Origin of the sequence: Nocardia araoensis NBRC 100135 (assembly GCF_000308435.1) — a bacterium.
GTDB classification, from domain to species: Bacteria; Actinomycetota; Actinomycetes; order Mycobacteriales; family Mycobacteriaceae; genus Nocardia; species Nocardia araoensis.
On sequence record NZ_BAFR01000118.1, the window covers coordinates 1 to 20,047 of the forward strand.

General features: G+C 69.3%; 21 protein-coding genes. 14 read left to right on the forward strand and 7 right to left on the reverse strand.

What is annotated here, in order from left to right:
* Positions 1-16 precede the first annotated feature (16 nt).
* Positions 17-802, reverse strand: coding sequence for an SDR family oxidoreductase (locus tag ON21_RS15285; protein ID WP_039798599.1), 786 nt, complete (start codon positions 800-802; stop codon positions 17-19).
* 277 nt (positions 803-1,079) lie between these two features.
* Between ON21_RS15285 and ON21_RS15290 the strand changes: the two genes are divergently transcribed.
* The 6 genes from ON21_RS15290 to ON21_RS15315 all read left to right on the forward strand — a co-directional run bounded on the left by ON21_RS15290 (position 1,080) and on the right by ON21_RS15315 (position 6,889).
* Entirely contained in the window at positions 1,080-2,129 is a 1,050-nt protein-coding gene (locus ON21_RS15290) for a zinc-dependent alcohol dehydrogenase (RefSeq protein WP_169332700.1), read from the forward strand.
* Positions 2,116-3,276: a DUF3500 domain-containing protein gene (locus ON21_RS15295; RefSeq protein WP_051020829.1), complete on the forward strand. Its 1,161-nt coding sequence runs from the start codon at positions 2,116-2,118 to the stop codon at positions 3,274-3,276. Before ON21_RS15290 ends, ON21_RS15295 begins: the two co-directional genes overlap by 14 nt.
* 291 nt (positions 3,277-3,567) lie before the next feature.
* Positions 3,568-4,311: a TetR/AcrR family transcriptional regulator gene (locus tag ON21_RS15300; protein ID WP_083880639.1), complete on the forward strand. Its 744-nt coding sequence runs from the start codon at positions 3,568-3,570 to the stop codon at positions 4,309-4,311.
* A gap of 589 nt (positions 4,312-4,900) precedes the next feature.
* Positions 4,901-5,353 carry a hypothetical protein gene (locus ON21_RS37905; RefSeq protein ID WP_086006427.1) on the forward strand — a complete coding sequence of 151 codons (453 nt, stop codon included), beginning with the start codon at positions 4,901-4,903 and terminating at the stop codon, positions 5,351-5,353.
* Entirely contained in the window at positions 5,340-6,371 is a 1,032-nt protein-coding gene (locus ON21_RS15310) for a site-specific integrase (protein WP_039798601.1), read from the forward strand. Before ON21_RS37905 ends, ON21_RS15310 begins: the two co-directional genes overlap by 14 nt.
* A 179-nt stretch (positions 6,372-6,550) precedes the next feature.
* Positions 6,551-6,889 carry an STAS domain-containing protein gene (locus tag ON21_RS15315; protein ID WP_051020835.1) on the forward strand — a complete coding sequence of 113 codons (339 nt, stop codon included), beginning with the start codon at positions 6,551-6,553 and terminating at the stop codon, positions 6,887-6,889.
* Between the two features lie 48 nt (positions 6,890-6,937).
* On the opposite strand, the gene ON21_RS15320 is transcribed toward ON21_RS15315, so the two are convergent.
* Entirely contained in the window at positions 6,938-7,975 is a 1,038-nt protein-coding gene (locus tag ON21_RS15320) for an LLM class F420-dependent oxidoreductase (protein WP_039798603.1), read from the reverse strand.
* 148 nt (positions 7,976-8,123) lie between these two features.
* Here ON21_RS15320 and ON21_RS15325 point away from each other — a divergent pair, with 148 nt between their 5' ends.
* A complete protein-coding gene (locus tag ON21_RS15325; protein WP_083880640.1) occupies positions 8,124-8,783 on the forward strand; it encodes a cyclodeaminase/cyclohydrolase family protein in 660 nt (219 codons plus the stop codon).
* Between the two features lie 33 nt (positions 8,784-8,816).
* Here the strand turns inward: ON21_RS15325 and ON21_RS15330 are convergent, their stop codons facing one another.
* On the reverse strand, positions 8,817-9,719 hold the full coding sequence (locus ON21_RS15330; protein WP_039798604.1) for an NADP-dependent oxidoreductase: 903 nt from the start codon (positions 9,717-9,719) through the stop codon (positions 8,817-8,819).
* A 66-nt stretch (positions 9,720-9,785) separates the two neighbouring features.
* Here ON21_RS15330 and ON21_RS15335 point away from each other — a divergent pair, with 66 nt between their 5' ends.
* The 4 genes from ON21_RS15335 (at position 9,786) to ON21_RS35850 (ending at position 12,746) form a co-directional block, all read left to right on the forward strand.
* A complete protein-coding gene (locus ON21_RS15335) occupies positions 9,786-10,220 on the forward strand; it encodes a winged helix-turn-helix transcriptional regulator (protein ID WP_039798606.1) in 435 nt (144 codons plus the stop codon).
* 187 nt (positions 10,221-10,407) lie between these two features.
* On the forward strand, positions 10,408-11,160 hold the full coding sequence (locus tag ON21_RS15340) for a L,D-transpeptidase (RefSeq protein WP_039798632.1): 753 nt from the start codon (positions 10,408-10,410) through the stop codon (positions 11,158-11,160).
* A gap of 54 nt (positions 11,161-11,214) precedes the next feature.
* Entirely contained in the window at positions 11,215-11,862 is a 648-nt protein-coding gene (locus ON21_RS15345) for a nucleotidyltransferase domain-containing protein (protein WP_051020831.1), read from the forward strand.
* Between the two features lie 149 nt (positions 11,863-12,011).
* A complete protein-coding gene (locus tag ON21_RS35850) occupies positions 12,012-12,746 on the forward strand; it encodes a DUF8176 domain-containing protein (RefSeq protein WP_051020832.1) in 735 nt (244 codons plus the stop codon).
* A 30-nt stretch (positions 12,747-12,776) separates the two neighbouring features.
* On the opposite strand, the gene ON21_RS15355 is transcribed toward ON21_RS35850, so the two are convergent.
* Positions 12,777-13,622 carry a bifunctional 5,10-methylenetetrahydrofolate dehydrogenase/5,10-methenyltetrahydrofolate cyclohydrolase gene (locus tag ON21_RS15355; protein ID WP_039798607.1) on the reverse strand — a complete coding sequence of 282 codons (846 nt, stop codon included), beginning with the start codon at positions 13,620-13,622 and terminating at the stop codon, positions 12,777-12,779.
* Between the two features lie 453 nt (positions 13,623-14,075).
* Here ON21_RS15355 and ON21_RS15360 point away from each other — a divergent pair, with 453 nt between their 5' ends.
* Together ON21_RS15360 and ON21_RS15365 are read left to right on the forward strand one after the other, a co-directional pair.
* Positions 14,076-14,945, forward strand: coding sequence for a YdcF family protein (locus ON21_RS15360; RefSeq protein WP_039798608.1), 870 nt, complete (start codon positions 14,076-14,078; stop codon positions 14,943-14,945).
* 95 nt (positions 14,946-15,040) lie between these two features.
* Positions 15,041-15,844, forward strand: coding sequence for a putative protein N(5)-glutamine methyltransferase (locus ON21_RS15365; protein ID WP_039798609.1), 804 nt, complete (start codon positions 15,041-15,043; stop codon positions 15,842-15,844).
* A gap of 7 nt (positions 15,845-15,851) precedes the next feature.
* Here ON21_RS15365 and ON21_RS15370 read toward each other — a convergent pair whose 3' ends face one another.
* Entirely contained in the window at positions 15,852-16,682 is an 831-nt protein-coding gene (locus tag ON21_RS15370) for an SDR family NAD(P)-dependent oxidoreductase (protein ID WP_039798610.1), read from the reverse strand.
* 33 nt (positions 16,683-16,715) lie between these two features.
* A complete protein-coding gene (locus ON21_RS15375) occupies positions 16,716-18,287 on the reverse strand; it encodes a succinic semialdehyde dehydrogenase (RefSeq protein WP_039798612.1) in 1,572 nt (523 codons plus the stop codon).
* A gap of 149 nt (positions 18,288-18,436) precedes the next feature.
* On the opposite strand from ON21_RS15375, the gene ON21_RS15380 reads away from it, so the two are divergent.
* On the forward strand, positions 18,437-19,120 hold the full coding sequence (locus tag ON21_RS15380) for a TetR/AcrR family transcriptional regulator (protein ID WP_039798614.1): 684 nt from the start codon (positions 18,437-18,439) through the stop codon (positions 19,118-19,120).
* A 12-nt stretch (positions 19,121-19,132) separates the two neighbouring features.
* On the opposite strand, the gene ON21_RS15385 is transcribed toward ON21_RS15380, so the two are convergent.
* Positions 19,133-20,044: a short-chain dehydrogenase/reductase gene (locus ON21_RS15385; RefSeq protein ID WP_051020836.1), complete on the reverse strand. Its 912-nt coding sequence runs from the start codon at positions 20,042-20,044 to the stop codon at positions 19,133-19,135.
* Positions 20,045-20,047 lie beyond the last annotated feature (3 nt).

The following is a 20,047-nucleotide window of genomic DNA, read 5'->3' on the forward strand; positions in this document are numbered from 1 at the left end:
CCTTTGTCCGTGAGTATCAGAGGCTGGGAATGAGACCGCCGTCGACGCGCACCACCGTGCCGGTGATGTACGACGCCGGAACGCTCGCCAGGAACGCCACCGTCGCCGCGTATTCGTCCGGGTCGCCGTAACGGCCGATGGGGATGGTGGCGACGCTGTCGGCTCTGACCTGTTCGACGGTTCGGCCTTCGGCTTCGGCTTTGATCCGGTCGAGATGCTCGACGCGACGGGTGCCGATCCGACCTGGCACGACGATGTTGCATGTGACACCGTCCGCGGCGACTTCCCGCGCCAGCGTCTTGGACCAGCCGAGCAGTGCGGCACGAAGACTGTTCGACAGGCCGAGACCGGGAATCGGAGCGACAATCCCCGAGCTGGTGCTGGTGATGACGCGCCCCCATCCGCGCGCCCGCATACCCGGGACGAGTTCGTCACTGATGGCGATCACCGAAAGCACCATGGAACGGAAATGGTCGAGCCACACGGTAGAGGGCCGGCCCAGGATCGGCGAGGGCGGCGGCCCGCCGGTGTTGTTGACCAAGATGTCGACCGGGCCGAGGGTTCGCTCGATCAGTGCGACGTTGCCTTCGATGACATCGAGGTCGGCGATATCCCACGCCACCGCTATGGCCCGGCCGCCGGCCACGGCAATCTTTTCGCAGCGGGATTCGGCGGCTTCGCGATGGATATCGGCCACGGCCACCTCGGCGCCCTCTGCCGCCAATTTCTCCGCGATGGCGCCACCGAGGCCACCGCCCGCGCCCAGAACCAGTGCGGTTCGACCGGCAATCTCCAGATCCAAAAGTCCACTCCTCGACCGAACGCCGATGATTCCGGCAATTTCCAGATATTCCGCACCGTAACACCACGCCGCCGAATGCTCCCAATACGAATATTCACCGCACCCTATAGGGAAACCTTATACATGCAGCAAGGGGGCATGATCGGCAAGGATTATCCAACGATGACTGCCTCCGCGTCGTTGGACAGGAAATAAATCGCTCACATAGCCTGCCGATGGACCATAAGACGACAACGAAAGCAATGTGATGCCCTTTCCGGAAACAATGCTCGCGGCAGTGATCGGTGAGCCGGGAATTATCAGGACCAAAACCATGCCGGTGCCCCGTCCGGGCCCGGACGACGTTCTTGTGCGGGTGCACCGGGCGTCATTGTGCGGCACCGACCTCAAGGTCCGTAGCCGTCGCTTCTTCCACGGAGCCGGCCCGGCGCCGGACACCTTCATCCCCGGCCACGAGTACGCGGGCGTCGTGGCCGCGGTCGGCAGCGCCGTCGACGAGTTCGCCGTCGGCGATCGCGTCGTCACCGAGGCGCATCGGGGCTGCATGCGATGCGTGAACTGCCTGTCCGGCTCCTACACGGACTGTCTGAACTACGGCAACCAGGCCAAAGGCCATCGGGTGCAGGGGATGACGGTCAACGGCGGCTTCGCCGAATATGTCGTCAACCACGTCTCCACGCTGTACCGGCTTCCCGATGACATCGACTTCGACTCGGCCGTCGTGCTGACCACCGTCGGCACCGTGATGCACGCTTTCGACGTACTCGACTCGCTGCTGGTGGGCGCCGGGGTCGCGGTGATCGGTCCCGGCCCTATCGGATTGATGGCCGTCCAGGTCGCGCGCGAACTCGGAGCCGACCCGGTCATGCTCATCGGCACCCGCAACAGCCGGCTGGAGATCGGGAAGCAATTCGATGCCGACTATCTGATCAACTCCCGCGAGGAGGACGCCGTCGCCGCGGTTCGGGAGATCACCGGCGGACTCGGCCCCGACATCGTCGTGGAGTGCTCCGGAGCTGCCGGCGCCGTCGACGACGCGATCCACATGGTCAAGCGCGGCGGCAGAATCGTGTTGGCGGGATTCTTCGGACAACCGGTGACCGCCGACCTCAATCACGCTGTCATGAACGGAATCTCGATCAACACCATCCGCGGCGAAGGCGCGAACTCGGTGGCAAGGGCCCTGTCGCTGGCATCGCGGGGACGACTGCACACCAGCGCCCTGGTGACTCATCATTTCCCGCTCGAAGACATCGCCGAAGCTTTCGACACCTACGCCGAACGGCGAGACAACGCGATCAAGGTCATGCTCGATGTCACCGGATGAGGTCACGCTTGCTCCGGTCCGCGAGCTGGTGGCCACCGACATGGCCGCCTGCGCGGCAGCATGGCTGGAATCGCTCGCCCCGGATCAACTGACCCGAGCGCAGTTCGACTCGCCTCTGGCTCCGGACGCGGAGGCCGAGCGGCTTCGCTGGTTCTACACCCCGACCGACCACGGTGGACTCGCGCTGCGCGACCAAACCGCACGTCAGCAGGGCTTGGCGATGCGACTGGTCGCCTCGGGACTGTCCGAGGCCGGATACGCGACCGTCGCCACCGTGATGGGCCTGGAGAACGTCCTCGATCAGGTCGAAGGATGGCAAGTCCACTGGGGACGGCAACGAGGCCGGGACCCCGGCCTGTACTGGCTGCGATTGTTCGGCCGACCGGGCGACTCGGTCTGGGCATGGCGCTTCGGCGGCCACCACATCTCGCTGAACAACCTCGTCATCGGCGGGCGCGTCGTCTCGACGACACCGTGCTTCATCGGAGCCGATCCGGCCAGCGCCGCCTTGCTCGGCGGCACGCTACGGCCGCTGGGCGGCCCGGAGGAGGCAGCGCGGCGCCTGGCCCGGTCACTGGACTCCGACCGGTACCACACGGCATTACTACACCCCAGCGCCATATCCGACATCGTCTCCGGCAACCGGCCGACCATCGCCCACGGCGACGCGATGATGCACATGCAGGATCTCTGGCGCGGCACGTTCACCGACCCGGCGCTGCGAAAGCTGGTCGACGACATCGACATGCGCGCCGAAAGCGGCAGCGGATACACCGCAGCCGACCATGCGGCCATGGCGATTTCCTTTCCCCCCAAAGGTCTGGCCGCGCGCGACCTCGACCCAGAACACCGGCACGTATTACGGCAGCTGATCAGCCTGTACACCGGTCGCGCGCCCAGCGCGCTCGCCGAAGTCCACGCCGCGCACTACGCGGCCGACGACGTACTCGACGCGGTGCACTTCGGATGGGCAGGCAGCCTCGAGGCCGGGGAACCGCACTACTACCGAATCCAAGGCCCCGACCTGCTCATCGAATACGACAACACTCAGCGCCAGGCCAACCACGCCCACTCGGTCTGGCGCCACCCGCGCTCGGATTTCGGGCTCGACAGTCTGGCCGAACATCGCCGGCGCTCCGCGCATTGAGAAGAGCTATGGAGAATGCGGGCAGCAACGTTGTACACAATCACCCGATCGGAATCGGCAGGCAGCCCATCCTCGGGCAGTGGGCGGCGCTGTCCACGCCATGCGATTCAGTAGCGGTGAAAAGCCGTTGAGCTGGACCGCTCCGGTGGTCCGAGTCGCCGGGGCGGTATCAGGCGGACCGAGCGTTCTGATACGACCGCATCCACCCACTTACCGGAGGGCAGTGTTGCCGGATGCTTGCGGAATGTGTTAACCAAAAGGGCGACGTCGTAGCCGTTATATGCTGATCGGATGTCCAGCCCGCCGATACGGGAGAATGCGACCGTGCCCACCGCCGATTCCGACGCCACCGAGACAACCGGCCGCCGCTCCCCCGGCCGCCCAAGGGTTCCTTTCGACCGGATCGTGACCACCGCGCTGCGCCTGGTCGACGAGGAAGGCGCCGACGCGCTGTCGATGCGGACTCTGGCCCAGCGCCTCGAAACCGGTACCGCGGTGCTCTACCGGGCCGTGGCCAACCGCGCCGAACTCATCGGCCACGTCGTCGACTGCGTCCTGGGCGAGGTCGACATCAATGACGACGCCACTGACGGCGACTGGCAACGCGCCTGCATCGCCGCGGCCGAAGCCATCTTCGCCGCCCTGCACCGCCACCGCGGCGTCGCTCCCTTGCTCATCGAACAGGTACCCACCGGACCCAACGCCCTTCGCCTGCGCGAACAAGTGCTGGCCATGCTGCTGGCCAACGGATTCCCCCCGCAATCCGCCGCCATGGTGTACGCCACCGTGGCCCGCTACGTCGTCGGCTTCGCCGCACAACTCCAAGGTCACGACACCGAATCGAACATCGACCCGACCGCCCTCGTCGCCCTCTATCGCCAACTCGACCCGGCGCAGTTCCCCGCCACCATCGCCGTCGCCGACTGCCTACCCGCGCAGACCCTGGAAAGCGAGTTCCACTTCGGACTTCGGCGCATCGTCGCAGGCCTCGCATCACTCAACACGGCGGAGACCGAGTCGATGGGCTCCGCCTGATTCGTTCGGCTTAGGCGGCCGAGGCCGAGGCCCTGCCCACCCGCGCAGCGAAGCAGATCGCGGTGGTGGGCGTTGGTCCAGCGGGCCTCGCTTTCGCCGTCACCGCAGCGCAGCGCGGCCACAAGGTCACAGTCCCCCGAAAGGACCGATGACCTGGGCGTTCCCTGCAGCCGGGCGGGGTGTCGATCACTCCGACCTCCTCGCAATCACTAAACCCCAGCTCAGTGAGCTGCCGATATGAGACAACAACACTTCACGACGATGCACTACGCCTCATTGCAGTTGGTGACCGCGACCGGTGACGAGGTTCCGTTACGGGTTGGTCGAACAAGTGGCAATAGCCGTTGGGCAGTACGACACTGCTCGAACCCGTCCTGAGTTGCGCGCGAAGCTGCTCACGTATCCCCCGCGACCCCTTGGTGAAGTCGGTCTGGCGTCTTCGCCGAAAATGAGCTTTTATAGATCAGGGAGAATCCGCAGGCAGGTCTGAGTTAGGTGACCTGATGTGCTTTTTCGTAGTCGGCTCGGCCGATCTCTCTCGCGTGCCTCGCTTTCCTTCGAGGACGTATTCGAACGGTCGAGCCGGGCGATGACGTCAGAGTTCGATAGTTTCTACCCCTCAGCCGCCGCCGATGGCTGGCGCCGGGGACTGCCATTCGAGTTTCCGCCGGCGATTTCGGATGTTCCGATCGGCCGTATCCACTGCTCTGCGTCAGCGCTCGATTCCCGGGGCCGGATCGGCGAGCGCTCGGCGCTACGCGCGTTGGGCTGGGGGCCCGGGCAGTGTGTCGAGGTCGGGGTCGACCGTCACATCGCGGTCGTGAGACCCGCCGAGGGCCGGCGGTGGCCGATCGGTCCGCGAGGCTACCTGCATCTACCGGCGGCGGTCCGCCACGGCTGTCACCTGTTCGCCGGGGATCGCGTGTTGCTGATCGCGGCGCTGGACCGGGGAAAGCTGCTGGTCCTTCCGATGGCCGCCGTCGCCGGCGCGGTATATGCGCATAGTCCGGACCTGTGGGAGCCGGCCGATGGCTATCGATGACCTGGCCGCGGCGCGGCATCTGCTCGAACGGATGGGGCTGACCGTCGATGATCTCGGGGCCGGGACGGGCCTGGAGGTGCCGACGTTCGCCGCGTGGATTCCGGTCGTGCGGGCGGCGGTACCGGCGACGACGGTCGCCAACTACGACACCTACTGGCGGATCATCGAACGCGAATGGCCGCAGCGTCGGCTCGATGAGCCGTCCGCGACCGAGATCGGCCGGCTCGTACAGGGGCACCGCGACAATGTCGTGGTCCGGGCGAACTCCCGCGATGGGCATGCCGCGGTCGCGCATTTCGTGTCCGCGTTTCGCTGCCTCTACTCCTATGCGGAGCGCGACCGGCTGATCGTGCACCGCGACAACCCCGCGGCGGTCGTGCCCCGCCCGGCCGCGTTACCCGGACTGCGCCACGCGCTGACCGTCGATCAGATCCTCGAACTCGCCCACATCGCCGCCACCACCGGCAACGACCCGGCCCTGGATGCGCTGATCGTGCGCCTGCACATCGAGACCGCGTGCCGGCGCGGTGCGGTGATCCGGCTCGCGCTCACCGATTTGAACGTCGCCGACTGCCTGGTCCGGCTCCGGGAGAAGGGCGGGGTGGTGCGCTGGCATCCGGTCTCTCCCACGCTGATGCGGCGGCTGGTCGAGCACGCCGCCCAGCGTGGCGGCGCGCAGACCACCGATCGGGTGCTGCGCTACCGCGGCGGGCGTCCGATCGGGCGGCGCCGCCACGACACCCTCACCGCCCGGCTGCGCGCGCGTCTGCCGTGGGCCGCGGCGCTCGGGGTCAGCGCGCACTGGATCCGCCACACCACGTTGACGTGGGTGGAGCGTGAGTTCGGCATGGCGGTCGCGCGCGCCTTCGCCGGCCACAGCGCGAGCCCGGCGCGCGGGGTGGCGACGTTCACCTACACCGGTGCCTCGATCGCCGAGCTGGCCACCGCGGTAGCGGTCCTGACCGGTGAGCCGCACCCCCTCGCGACGCGTGATCGGCCGCCGTCCCGGCCGCGATGAGCACCCACCGAGCCCGGTCGGTGTCGGTGCGCCGGACCGCCACCCCGGGCCCCGAATCTGCCCCAAGACCGTGTAATGTGTCGCAGCATGAACACACTGCGGTTGCATATTCGCGCTGGATTGTGTGTCGTAGAGTAGTGACCAACACTTCCGGAGACGCGTATCCCCTCGCGGACACGATGACCACCACGGTCGCGGCCCACGACGGCGCCACAGTGCTGACGGTGGCCGGCGAGGTCGACCTGGCGACGGCGCCCGCGCTGGAGAACGCGATCGATGCCATCCTCAGCAGCAAGCCCGCGGCTTTGATCATCGACCTCACCTCGGTCAGCTTCCTCGCCTCGGCGGGCATGGCGACGCTCGTGGCCGCCCATCAGCGCGCGGGATCGACCACCGCGATCGCCGTCGTCGCCGAGGGCCCGGCGACCAGTCGGCAGCTGAAGATGACCAGCCTCGATCAGGTGTTCGCGCTGCATTCGACGTTGGACGACGCGCTGGCGGCGCTGCGCAAGAGATGACCCGTGTCGCTGCCGCCGTCGCATCCGTCGACGGCGGCAGCGCTTTGCTCAGACCAGTTCGCGCAGCTGTTCGATCAGCTTGACGCGCTCGGCGGCGGTCGCCGCCATCGGGACCACGTTCAGGACCGTGACACCCGCCTCCTTGAAGGCCGCGACCCGCTCCTTGACGTATCCGGCCGAGCCGACCAGGGAGATGTCCCGGACCAGCTGGTCCGGGACCGCCTTGGTGGCGGCCTCCTTCTCGCCCGCAAGGTACAGCTCCTGGATGCGGTCGGCCTCGGCGCCGTAGCCGTACTTGGTGGCCAGGGTGTGGTAGAAGTTCTTGCCCTTGGCGCCCATGCCGCCGATGTAGAGCGCCAGATGCGGCTTCACGAACTGCAGCAGCGGCTCGACGTTGTCCCCGATGGCCAGGGCCGGACCCGCGTACACGTCCAGGTCGCCGAGCGCGGGGTCGCGCTTGGCGAGACCCGCGGTGAGCGAGTCCGCCCACACATCCTTCGCCTTCTCCGGCAGGAAGAAGATCGGCTGCCAGCCCTCGGCGATCTCGGCGGCCAGTTCCACGTTCTTCGGGCCGAGCGCGGCCAGCAGCACCGGGATGCGCTCACGCACCGGGTGGTTGATCAGCTTGAGCGGCTTGCCGAGGCCGGTGCCCTGTCCGGCGGGCAGCGGGATCTGGTAGTACTTGCCCTGGTACTCCAGGCGCTCGCGCCGCCAGACCTTCCGGCAGATCTCCACGAGTTCGCGGGTCCGGCCGATCGGCGCGTCGTAGGGCACGCCGTGGAAGCCCTCGATCACCTGCGGGCCCGACGCGCCCAGCCCGAGCACGTAGCGTCCGTCGGAGACGAAGTCCAAGCCCGCCGCGGTCATGGCGGTCAGGCTCGGGGTGCGCGTGTAGAGCTGCAGGATGCCAGAGGCCAGCTGCAGGCGCGTGGTCTTGGCGGCCAGGTAGCCGAGCGCGCTCACCGCGTCGAACGAGTACGCCTCGGGGACGAAGACGATGTCCAGGCCCGCCCGCTCCAGGTCGGCGACTTCGGCCGCCGCCTCTTTGAAGCCCCCCGAGTAGTTGATGCTCAATCCGATCCGCATGGCACTCAACATAACGGCGGGTACGCTCGGGCCGCGCACCGGCCACGGGGAAGCACCCGGTAAGGCGTGGTCACGACCGCGCGACCGGCGCCACGGGGTAGCGTCTACTCGTAGACCATCCTCGCCGTAAACGAAAGGCAACACCCTCGTGTCGCAGACCAGCTCGTCGTCCACGGAAACTGCGCCGTCCTTCGGCGGGGCCGCCCTGGCGCAGTACCTGAGCGATCTGGCCGCCAAGATTCCCGCGCCGGGCGGCGGCGCGGTGGCCGCACTGCACGCCGCGCAAGCCGCCGCGCTCGTCGCGATGGTCGCGCGCTACACCACGCGCGCCAAGGACGCCGAGAACCGGCCCGTGGTCGATCGGATCATCGAGGCCGCCGACTCGGCCCGCGAGCGCGCGCTCGCGCTGGCCGACGCCGACGCCGCCGCGTTCACAGCCGTCGGCGCCGCCTACAGGCTGCCCAAGGACACTCCGGAGGATCTCGCCGCCCGCACCGCGGCGATCAATGCCGCGCTGATCGAGGCCGCCCGCGTGCCCGCGGCCGTCGTCGACGAGGCGGACGAGGTGCTGTCGCTGGCGGCGGAGCTGTTCCCGATCGGGAATCCCAACGTAGTCACCGACATCGGCGCGGCCGCGGACGCCTGCCGCGCCGCCGCGACCTCCTCGCAACTCAACATCGAGATCAACGTCGCATCGCTGCCCGCCGCCGAGGGTGACCGGTTCGCCGCGGTCCTGGTGCGGATCGACGAGCTCACAGCGCGGGCCGACGCCCTGCACGCCGACGTCGTGCACGCCGTTCGCCGCTGACTCGCACGCGCGGACGATCGCGGCCCGGCGCCGTCAGGCGGGCGGATTCCACGCCACCAGCACGATCTTTCCGCGCACCCGCCCCGACTCGCCGAGTTCGTGCGCCTTCGCGATGTCCGCCAGCGGCAGCACCTGGTCGATGGTCGCGCGCAGATGACCGCGCTCGACCATCGTGGTGATCTCGCGCAGCGATACCCCGGACGGTTCGACATAGAACCGCTCGTAACGCGGGTCGGCTTCCGCGTCCGAGCCCTGGGTGTCGATCAACCTGCCGTCGGGCCGCAGCACCGGGATCGAGCGGGAGCCGTACGCACCGCCGACCAGGTCGAGCACGATGTCGGCGTCGCGCACCGCCGCGGCGAAATCGACCGCGGTGTAGTCGATCACCTCGTCGGCGCCGAGCCCGCGTAGGTATTCGTGGTTGGCCGCGCGCGCGGTGCCGATCACGTACGCGCCGCGATGCCGCGCTATCTGCACGGCCAGGTGCCCGACGCCGCCCGCGGCGGCGTGCACCAGTACGCGCTGACCGGCGCCGAGCGCGGCCAGCGCCTGCCACGCGGTCAGCGCCGCCGTCGGCAGTGCGGCGGCGTGCACGAGGTCGATGTGCCTCGGCTTCGGGGCGAGGGTGTGCGCTTGCGCCACAACATATTCCGCGTTCGCACCGCCGAACACCATGCCGTACACGGGATCACCGATCGCGAACCGGTCCACACCGGGTCCGAGTTCGGCCACGACACCCGAGACGTCCAGTCCCAGCGTCAGCGGCGGATCTCCCAGCTTCCCGATCAGCCCGGCGCGCACCTTCCAGTCGGCGGCGTTGACGCTGGTGGCGGCGACCCGCACCAGCACCTCCCCCGCACCGGGCCGCGGCCGATCCACCTCGACCACTTGGAGCACTTCCGGGCCACCGAACGCGTATTGCGTGATTGCGAGCATGCACCGATTCTGGCGAGAGATGGTACCTTTCGGAAAGAAGGCACCTTTCTGATACCGAGGTTCCCAATGGATACTGCCTGTGACCGGCCCACGGCCGGTGGCCTCGTCGACAACTACCTCCACCACTGCCCCGCACGGGAAGTGCTGACCGTGCTCGCCGACAAGTGGGTGATGCTGGTGCTCGGCGTGCTGCGTGGCCACGACGGGCCGATCCGCTTCAACGAGTTGCGCCGCCGCCTGGACGGCATCACCCAGAAGATGCTCACCCGAACGCTGCGCGACCTGGAGCGGGAGGGGCTGGTTCGCCGCGCGGTGTATCCCACGGTGCCGCCGCGGGTGGAGTATTCGCTCACCGAGATGGGCGCGAGTATCGGTGCGATCACGCACGCCATGGGCGTCTGGGCCGTCGAGCACCAGGACCGAATCCTCGCCGCGAGAGCGGATTTCGACGCACGAGCGGCGGCCGCGCCGGAACCGCTGCCGGTCGGGGACTCACGCTGACCGTCGCCGGAGCCACCCGAGATCGGTGCCGTGTGCCCGTTTCGACTCGATCCGGCGGGGTAAGCGCCCAGTGGTGGGCCCACCTGCGATCACAACTGGACCACGGACCAGTCCATCCGTGGCCGAGTTGATCATGGGGACCTAGACTGTTCTCTGCCTACCACACCAGCTCGAAGGGGTGGACGCCATGAGGAGCGCCATTCGTTACCTGTTCCTCGCGACCGTGATCGTGGCACTGGCCGCGTTCGGGTCGGGCGCGGCGACAGCGACGATGATCGGAAAGCCGTCGACGCCGGCGGTGTCGTCGATCGGACCCTCGAACGGCCAGGTGGTGGGCATCGCCCATCCCGTGACCGTTCGTTTCGCCGGACCTGTCGCGGATCGCGCGCGAACGGAACAATCCATCGACATCACAACGACCCGGCCGCTGCCGGGCACTTTCGCGTGGACCGGCGATCGCGAGGTGACGTGGACGCCGACCGGATTCCTGCCCGCCGACGCGAGCATCCTCGTCTCGGTCGGCGGCGTACGCACGGAATTCCGGACCAACGCAGGTGTTTTCGGTGATGCGAACATGTCGACGCACACGTTCACGCTCACCGTCGGCGGCACGGTCGTCCGGACGATGCCCGCCTCGATGGGCAAGCCGGGGTACGAAACACCCACCGGCACTTGGCCGGTGCTGGAGAAGTTCCGGTCCGTCGTGTTCGACTCCCGCACCATCGGCATTCCGCTGAGCTCGCCGGAGGGCTACATCATCAACGGCGAGTTCGCCGAACGGCTCACGTGGGGCGGCGTTTTCATCCACTCGGCCCCGTGGTCGGTGGACCAGCAGGGTTACGCGAACGTCAGTCACGGCTGCATCAACCTCTCTCGCGACGACGCCGAGTGGGTCTATCACACCATCGGTGTCGGCGACCCGGTCGTGACGCACTGGTGAACGGCGCCTTCCTCCGGGTAGCGTCGCACGACGTACCCGACGGGAGGGCCACCGTTGCGCGAGTTTCCGATCCCACCGCCGCGTGACGCGGCAGAAGCCGAGTTCCAAGATCTCTGGGGCCCTTGGGCCTACGTCACGCCCGGCGATGTCGGCGAGATCCTCGGCGACATCGGCGTTCCGTGGTGGATCGCCGGAGGCTGGGCGATCGACGCCTGCACCGGCACCCGGCGGCGGCACAGCGATGTCGACGTGGCGATGTTCCGTACCGACCTGCCCGCCCTGCGCGCCGCCGCACGCGGCCGTCTGCACATCTGGTCGGCGGGCCCGGACGGCATCCGTCCCGTCGACGAGCGCTACCCCGACGTAGCCGAGAACGCCGACCAGGTCTGGCTGCGCGCGAACGCGCGGTCGCCGTGGCTGATCGACCTTCTGCTGAATCCGGGACAGGACGGGGCATGGGTCAACCGGCGCGATCGCGCCATGGTCGCACCACTGGACGAGGTGACCTGGATCGCCGACGACGGCATCCGATACCTCAACCCGGAACTGGTGCTGATCTTCAAAGTAAAGCAGGGCAGACCGAAGGACCGGGCGGATCTCGAACGAACCTGGCCGAAGTTGACCGCCGCACAGCGAGCAGCAGTGCGAACGTATGTGACCGAACACTATCCCGAGCACGAATGGTTGCCTCTACTACGGTGAGATCGGCAGTCCCGGATCGACGTACCGGGCGGTACCCTGCGGTGGGCGGGACGGCTCAAATGTGAACGCGGCAGGGCGTTCCCGGCTCGTAACGATGCGGTTAATCTGACGGGGACCTGATGAAGGGTGGGGCGATGGATCGACCGGAGATGAGCGCACGACCCGGTTACGACCGGGGGAATCCGTACGGCACCGAACGGCCGGTACAGGCGCCGTCCGGCGAGGACTACCGCGGCGAGTGGGCCGCGTGGGTGGATCGGCCGCCCACGCCGCCGTCCGAGCCCGCGCAGCCGCCGGAACCCGAGCCGGATGTGTACGAAGATCAATTCGCGGGGCTGATCGACCGCTCGCCCGCGCGACGGTCACGGCGATGGGTGGTGCCACTGCTCGGCACGCTCGGTATCGCCGTGCCGGCCCTGGTGGCCTTCCTGCTGGTGGCGGTCGGCGGCCCCGATCAGCAGGCCGCCGCACCGGCTCCGTCCGCGCAGGCCACCGCCCCCGCCGCACCGGCCGCGCAGTGCCCCGCCGAGCGGGTGGGCAACCGGATCCAGGGCAACGGCGTCGGCGGTTTCGACTCCGGTCCCGCGGTGATCTTCGCGTTCCAGCACGCCTATTACGTGGACCGGTCCGGCGAGCAGGTTCGCGCCACCACCACCGCGGACGCCGCCGTGCAAGCTGCCGACGCCATTCAGCGCGGCATCGACAGCATTCCCGCGGGCACCACCCACTGCGTGGCGATCAGTCCGGGCGCCTTCGCGGGCCAGTACATCGTGGTCGTCACCGAGCACCGTCCCGGGCAGCAGCCGGTCACCTACAACCCGCAGCTCGTCACCACCACCAAGGATGGCGACCGCACTCTCATCAGCGCCATCGCCCGGGCGTGAGGGCTCTTCGCGAGCTCGGGCGAAAAGCGCTCAGTCGGATTCGGCGGCGGTGACGACGTGGCGCATGAGGAGGGCCGTGGTGACCGGGCCGACGCCACCGGGGACGGGGCTGAGCCCGGCGGCCTTACCGCGTACCGAATCCGCGTCGACATCGCCGACGATCTTGCCGTCGGGGGCCTCGTTGGTGCCGACGTCGATGACCACAGCGCCCGCCCGGATGTGCTTGCCGGAGATCAGGCCGATGCGGCCCGCCGCGGCGACGACGATATCGGCGGTGGCGGTGACGGCGGCGAGGTCGGCGGTGCGGGAATGACAGACCGTGACGGTCGCGTCCTTCGCCAGCAGCAGCTGGGCGAGCGGCTTTCCGACGACGTTGGAGCGGCCGACGACCGCGACGTGGCGACCGGCCAGCGGGATCTGGTGATGTTCGAGCAGTTCCACCACGGCCTCGGAGGTGGCGGGAACGAAACCGTTCAGCCCGGCTGCCAGCAGGCCGAGCGACAACGGGCTGACGCCGTCGACGTCCTTGGCCGCGACGATCGCGGAACTCACGTCGTCGAGAGTGACGCCCTTCGGGAGGGGGGTCTGCAGCATGATCGCGTCGGTCGACGGATCCGCACTGCGCGCGGCGAGCTCGGCGCGGATCGCCGTCCCGTCGGCTTCCGGACCGAGATCGACCGTGTCGCAAGCGATTCCGAGCCGTTCGGCCGCTTTGCGGAGCGAATTCACATACCAGGCGCTCGCCGGGTCGTCGTTCGCCACGACCAGAGCAAGGCGGGGAGCGGCACCGCCCTCGGTGCGCGCGGCGGCGCGGGCCTTGGTGTCGGCGTTGATGGCGGCGGCGAGTTCCTTGCCGGACAGCGAAACGGTATCCACGTTGACACAGCCTAACGGGCGCGGCCGGGCGAATACCGCACCAGTCCACCTCGAGTCGCGCTAACGCGAGGCAATCGCACGCCCTACGACCGGCGCACCGGACGAAGACCGGCACCGGCACCCCGGGACGATTCCCGCCCACCACCGGCGCGCCAGCGCCGGGGAGAGCGGAGCGGACGAGAGTTACGGCGGCAGTTCGCCTGGCGCCGAGCTGAAGTTGTTCGCGCTCCCGCACGAAAGTGAGTCGACGACCGGCGCTGTTCCGGAGACCACCGACGGCGGTTTTCACGCCCCGCGATTGCGCCGAGCGCACGTAGCCGTGACGGATCGCATGACCCGTTCGCAATGTGCCGGGTCGCCGGGAAATTCGGCCGTATGGTAATCCCTGCTTGCCCCAGCTAACTGCTAGCACGTGCCAACCCGTTCCACAGCGGAAAGGTGACGACTGTAGTGATGATCTCGAGGCATTGGAAACTCTTCGTCGCGGCGTCGTTCGCCGCGTTCTCGCTCACCGGGCTCGCCGGTGTCCCCGCGCACGCGGGACCGGAAACGGACGCCCTGTACAACTCCGCCCAGCGCCACTTCGCCAACGGCGACGACGACGCGGGCCGCGCCGACCTGCGCAACCTGATCGGCGCCGACCCTGCCGACGCCGAAGCGCTCGCCCTGCAGGCGATCTGGTCGGACTACGCCGGTGATCTGCCCGCACTCGTGGACGCCATAGCTCGGCTGCACGCGGTCGATGCGGGCTTGGCGCGGGGCACCGAAAACGTGCTCGGCGCCATCCGCGCCGCGGTGGGCACCCTGCCGAACCCGCTGCCCGCGCTGGCCGGGCCGCAGACCGGCATCGTCGTGCTCGGCTACGGCCTGCTGCCGGACGGGGCGCTGCGACCGGAACTGGTCAACCGGCTCACCGCGGCCTGGTTGCAGTCGATCGCCGCGCCGCTGTCGCCGATCGTCGTCACCGGCGGGAATCCGCAGAACGGCATCACCGAGGCCGAGGCCATGCGCGACTGGCTGGTCGCCCACGGGGTGCCGTCCACACGCATCCACGTGGAGAGCCGCGCGGGCTCGACCGTGCAGAACGCCCTGTTCAGCACGAGGTTGCTGCGAGACCTCGGTGCGACGAGCGCGATCGTGGTCACCTCGCCCAACCACATCCGCCGTGCCGTGGCCGATTTCGTCGTCGCGGGCACCAGGGTCGTCGGCGCGACGACCTCGCTCGAACAGCTGGTCTCACAATTGCCGCCGCCGGGCCGAGCGGCCCAGTACGGCATCTATCTCGACGCAACCCGCACCTTCCAGCTCGCCACGGCACGCTGAGGCCGGGTCGATCGGGACCCGTCTCCGAAGCGCGGGCCCCGATCGCCGGGGAAATCCGTTGGCGGCATCCCGCGTGCGCACGGCAGGATGGCCCGGTGACGTCAGCGGGAGAAACCGATGTGGTGGCCCGGCTCCGGGCGGCGGGCTGCGTGTTCGCCGAGGAGGAGGCGCGGCTGCTCACCGCCGCCGCCGCGGAGACCGGCGTGGCCCTCGAATCGCTGGTCGCCCGGCGCGTCACCGGCAGCCCGCTCGAGCACGTGCTCGGCTGGGCGGAGTTCCGCGGCCTGCGGGTCGCGGTGTCCCCCGGCGTCTTCGTGCCGCGGCAGCGCACCGTGTTCCTCGTCGACCGAGCCGTCGATCTGCTCCGCGACCGCACCGGCCATCCGGTGGTGGTCGATCTGTGTTGCGGCTCCGGCGCCCTCGGCCTCGCGACGGCGCGGGCCGCCACCGACGCAGGCCGTCCGATCACGCTGGCGGCCGCCGACATCGATCCGGTCGCGGTCGCGTGCGCCCGCCGGAACCTCACCCCGATCGGCGCTCCGGTCTACGAAGGGGACCTCTTCGAGCCCTTGCCGGAGGAATTGCGCGGCTGCATCGACATCCTGCTCTGCAACACCCCCTATGTCCCCTCGGCGATGATCGCGCGGATGCCGCCGGAGGCTCGCGATCACGAGCCGCGCGCCGCCCTCGACGGCGGCCGGGACGGCCTGGACGTCTTCCGCCGGGTCGCGGCCGAGGCCGCCGAGTGGCTGGCCCCGGGCGGGCATCTGCTCGTGGAGTCCAGCGAGCAGCAGGCGCCACCGGCCCTCGCCATCCTGGCGCGGCACGGTCTCGCGGCCCGGGTCGCGGAATCGGAGGAGCACTACGCCACCGTGGTCATCGGCACCCGTCCACGGTGACGGCGCGCTACTTCTTGCGGCCGCTGAACGCGTCCATCGAGTGGTAGACGCCGACCGTGTCGAGGAACAGGTCGCGCAGCTTGATCGGCAGCAGTCCGGAGAGCGCCTTGTTCAGGCGTGAGGTCCACGGCAGCACGACCAGCGGCGTGCCGTTCTTCATCTCCCGCCACGAGGTGTCGACCACCTTCTGCTGCTCGAGGATCGGCGTGAACCAGAAACCCTTGGCGCCCTCGAACATTCCGGTGTCGATGTAGGTCGGGCAGACCGTGGTGACCTTCACGTGGTCGTGGCCGGCCTGTTCCAGCTCGATGCGCACCGAGTCCGACCAGCCCAGGGCCGCCCACTTGGACGCCGCGTAGACGCTCATCCGCGGGTTGGACACCAGGCCCGCGGAGGAAGCGATGGTCAGCACCCGAGCTTCGGTGGCCCCGGCGACCATGGCGGGCAGGAATTCGAGCGTGACGTACATCGGTCCCAGCGAGTTGATCGCCATCGTCTTGTCGATGTCGGCGCGGTTGTCCGTCTCCCAGAAGTAGGCGTTACCGCGCACGATGCCCGCGTTGTTGACCAGGATGTCGATGCCGCCGACCTGCTCGCGCACGCTCGCCGCCGCCTCGGTGATCGACTCCGGCGAGGCCACGTCGACCACGTGGTGATGCACGGCGCTGCCACGGCCGGCCAGCTCGGCGGCGGTGTCCTTCAGCACGGCCTCGTTGATGTCCCACAGCACCACCGCCGCGGCGCCCTCGCGCACCGCGCGCTCGGCGAACAGCTTGCCCAGGCCCATCGCGGCCCCCGTGACCAGGACCCTCTTGCCCGCCACCGTGTCCAGTTTCATCCGTACCGCTTCCTGATCCGTGAGTCGTGCGAGTTACTTCTGCCGCAGCGTCTTCATGACGCCGAAGTACAGCGTCATGGTCTTGGCCCAGAGCGCTTCGGACATGCCGGGCAGCGGCGCGATCGGCAGCATCCGCTGCACCGCGATGGTCTGGGTGTCGATGTACTTGAGCAGGCCTTCGGGGCCGTGCCTGCGGCCGGTGCCGGAGATGCCCAGCCCGCCGGACGGCGCGTCGGCGCTGCCCCACGCGGCGATGAAGCCCTCGTTGACGTTCACCGAGCCCGCATCGATCCGCGCCGCCACCGCACGGCCGCGGGCGGTGTCCTTGGTCCAGACGCTGGCGTTGAGGCCGTAGGCGGTGTCGTTGGCCTGCTCGACGGCCTCGTCGTCGCTGCCCACCCGGTAGATCGAGACCACGGGGCCGAAGGTCTCCTCGCGGTGCACCGTCATGCCCGGCCGCACTCCGGCCAGCACGGTGGGCTCGTAGAAGTACGGTCCGAGATCCGGGCGCGCGCGACCGCCCGCCAGCACCGTGGCGCCCTTGGCCACCGCGTCGTTCACGTGCGCCACCACGGTGTCCAGCTGGCGCTGGAAGGTCAGCGACCCCATGTCGCTGTCGTAGTCGAGCCCGCCGCCGAGCCGGATCGCCTCGACGTGCCCGATGAATTCGGCGACGAAGCGGTCGTAGACGCTGTCGTGCACGTAGATCCGTTCCATCGACTCGCACAGCTGTCCGGCCGAGGCGAAGCAGGCGCGGATGGCGATCTTGGCGGCGCGCGATACGTCCGCGTCGGCGAGCACCAGCAGCGGATTCTTGCCGCCGAGTTCGAGGGAGTAGCCGATCAGCCGCTCACCGGCCTGCTGAGCGATGGTCCGCCCGGTCGCGCTGGAGCCGGTGTAGTCGACGTAATCGGCGCGGGCGATCACTTCGCCGCCGATCACCGAACCCCGGCCGAGCACTGCCTGCCAGAGCCCGCGCGGCAGTCCGGCGCGCACCGCGGCGTCGATGGCCCACAGAGCGGTGAGCGCGGTCTGGTTGTCCGGGCGCGCCACCACCGCGTTGCCCGCGACCAGGGCTGGCAGCGCGTCGGAGGCGGCCAGGGCCAGCGGGTAGTTCCACGGCGAGATGACCGCGACCACGCCCTTGGGCCGGTGCCGCACGTCGACCCGGGTGAGCACGGGAAGCACTCCGCGCGGTTTGCGGGTGGCCAGCAGCCGCCCGGCCACCGACGCGTAGTACCTGGCGTTCACGGCCACGTCGCCGACCTCGTCGAAGGCGTGTGCCCGCGCCTTGCCCGTCTCGGTCTGCACGATGTCGAGGACGGTGTCCTGCTCGGCCAGCACGATGTCGTGGAACCGGCGCAGCACCGCGACCCGTTCCCGGACCGGACGCCGCGCCCACTGGCGCTGCGCTTCGCGGGCGGTGGCGAACGCGGTCTCGATGTCGGCGGTGGAGGACTGCGGCAGGTCGATGATCTTCGCGCCGGTCGCGGGCGCGAACACTTCGACCGCGGGGGCTCCGCCCGCGACGGCGTGCGCGAGCAACGGCCGCACCAGCGAGGAGGGCAGCGCGTCGGCGGTGGCCGGGTGGGAGGCGGTGGTCATGGTCGGCCCTCTCGCGGATGGTGGGCCGCGTCGCATGCGCGCCCTATTAAATGAACAACGGTGTTAGATTAATGTCTATGTCACTGCTCGTGTCAAGCTGTTGGTCGTGGCGCACAGGTATCCCGGGGGCCGCTTTGTGAGGTGGCACCATGCCGGCTGAGTCGACTGCCGCGCGGCGCGGCAGACCGCCGCAGACTCCGGAGCAGGCCGAGGAGGTGCGCGCCCGGATCGTGCTGGCGACGGCGGAAGTGTTCACCCGCACCGGTTCCCGCGGGCTGAGCGTCGCGCAGATCATCGAGCAGGCGGGGCTGGCCCGGCCGACCTTCTACCGCTACTTCGCCAATGCCAACGAACCGCTGCTCGCGGTGCTCGACAGTTCCAACGAAGGGTTGGTCGGCGGCATCCGTGCGGCGCTGACCGGCACCGACGAGCCGGTCGAGCTGGGCATCCGGCTGATCGACGCCTACTTGGACTGGGCGCGCGGGCACGGCCCCATGTTGCGGCCGCTGTTCGCCGAGCTGCACGATCCGGGCTCGCCGGTGTCGGCGTACCGGGAACGCGCGCTCGACGACATCCGCGCGTCGGTGCGCGAGACGTTCACCGGACTGGGCCGCCCGGTGCCGAGCCCGCTGGACCTGGACGCCGCGCTGCACCTGTGCGAGTACGTGGTCTACCGGATCTCCGCCGGTACCGCGCCCGGCGCGGAACCGGACGCGGACACCGTCGCCGCGGCCCGCCTGACGATGATCCGCGTGCTGCTCACGACGCTCGGCACACGGGCCGACGTGGAGTACGCGCTGACACTGCCCACGATCTTCCCCGCCGAGCCGTAGCCCGGCCGCGCGTCAGCGCGGAACCGGGGTGCCGGGGTGGCTGTCGAGGACGCGCTGTTCGACCCGGTGGATCAGGTCGTGCACGCGCGGGTCCCGCGCCAGCCTGCTGTCCAGCACCACGTTGATCGCGCCGCGGAACAACGCGTAGGGCTCCCACTGCGGCGGCGCGATGGTGCGCGCCGCGCGACGAGCGATGCCGTCGGCGATGGACTCCGCCGCGTCGCGCACGGTGATGCGCAGATTGAGCGGCCACGGCAGCAACGCGCTCAGATCGGCGCCCAGCTCGTCCTCGTCGAGCGTGCCGTGGGTCATCGCGGTGTCGACGATGCCGAAGTACGCCACGCCCGCGCTCGCGCCGACCGCGGCCAGCTCCACCCGTAGCGCCCGCCCGAACTGCTCGACGGCGGCTTTGCTGACCATGTAGGGCGAACCCGCCATGCCGGGCGCGAACGCGGCGGCGGAAGAGACCACCACGACGTGGCCCCGCGCTGCGACGATGTCGTCCAGCGCCGGATGCACGGTGTTGAACACGCCGGTCACGTTGATGCCGATGACGCGATCGAAATCGCCGGGGTTCATCGTCCGGATCGTCGCGGGCTCGGGCACCACACCGGCGTTGGCCACCACGACATCGATCCGGCCGAAGCGCTCGCGCACCCGGGAGATCGCTTCACGCATCCCGATTCGGTCGGAGACGTCCGCACGCACCACCAGGGCCCGCTCCCCCATCGAGCGCCCGACGGCCGCGGCGGCGGCCTCGTCGATGTCGATCAGCGCCACCGAAGCGCCCGACGCGTAGAGCTTCTCGGCCAGCGCCCGGCCGATGCCGGTGCCCGCGCCGGTGATCACCACCACCCGATCACGGACGTCCAAGCGGGTTTCGGCGGGCGGGGACAGCAGCTTCCGCAGCAGGCCGACGACCATGGC

Coding starts and splice junctions, on each gene's coding strand:
- ON21_RS15300 (WP_083880639.1), top strand. CDS start 3,568: ATGTCCAGCCCGCCGATACGGGAGAATGCGACCGTGCCCACCGCCGAT.
- ON21_RS15320 (WP_039798603.1), bottom strand. CDS start 7,975: ATGCGGATCGGATTGAGCATCAACTACTCGGGGGGCTTCAAAGAGGCG.
- ON21_RS15310 (WP_039798601.1), top strand. CDS start 5,340: ATGGCTATCGATGACCTGGCCGCGGCGCGGCATCTGCTCGAACGGATG.
- ON21_RS15375 (WP_039798612.1), bottom strand. CDS start 18,287: ATGACCACCGCCTCCCACCCGGCCACCGCCGACGCGCTGCCCTCCTCG.
- ON21_RS15295 (WP_051020829.1), top strand. CDS start 2,116: ATGTCACCGGATGAGGTCACGCTTGCTCCGGTCCGCGAGCTGGTGGCC.
- ON21_RS15385 (WP_051020836.1), bottom strand. CDS start 20,044: ATGGTCGTCGGCCTGCTGCGGAAGCTGCTGTCCCCGCCCGCCGAAACC.
- ON21_RS15330 (WP_039798604.1), bottom strand. CDS start 9,719: ATGCTCGCAATCACGCAATACGCGTTCGGTGGCCCGGAAGTGCTCCAA.
- ON21_RS15370 (WP_039798610.1), bottom strand. CDS start 16,682: ATGAAACTGGACACGGTGGCGGGCAAGAGGGTCCTGGTCACGGGGGCC.
- ON21_RS15360 (WP_039798608.1), top strand. CDS start 14,076: ATGATCTCGAGGCATTGGAAACTCTTCGTCGCGGCGTCGTTCGCCGCG.
- ON21_RS37905 (WP_086006427.1), top strand. CDS start 4,901: ATGACGTCAGAGTTCGATAGTTTCTACCCCTCAGCCGCCGCCGATGGC.
- ON21_RS15340 (WP_039798632.1), top strand. CDS start 10,408: ATGAGGAGCGCCATTCGTTACCTGTTCCTCGCGACCGTGATCGTGGCA.
- ON21_RS15380 (WP_039798614.1), top strand. CDS start 18,437: ATGCCGGCTGAGTCGACTGCCGCGCGGCGCGGCAGACCGCCGCAGACT.
- ON21_RS35850 (WP_051020832.1), top strand. CDS start 12,012: ATGAGCGCACGACCCGGTTACGACCGGGGGAATCCGTACGGCACCGAA.
- ON21_RS15315 (WP_051020835.1), top strand. CDS start 6,551: ATGACCACCACGGTCGCGGCCCACGACGGCGCCACAGTGCTGACGGTG.
- ON21_RS15335 (WP_039798606.1), top strand. CDS start 9,786: ATGGATACTGCCTGTGACCGGCCCACGGCCGGTGGCCTCGTCGACAAC.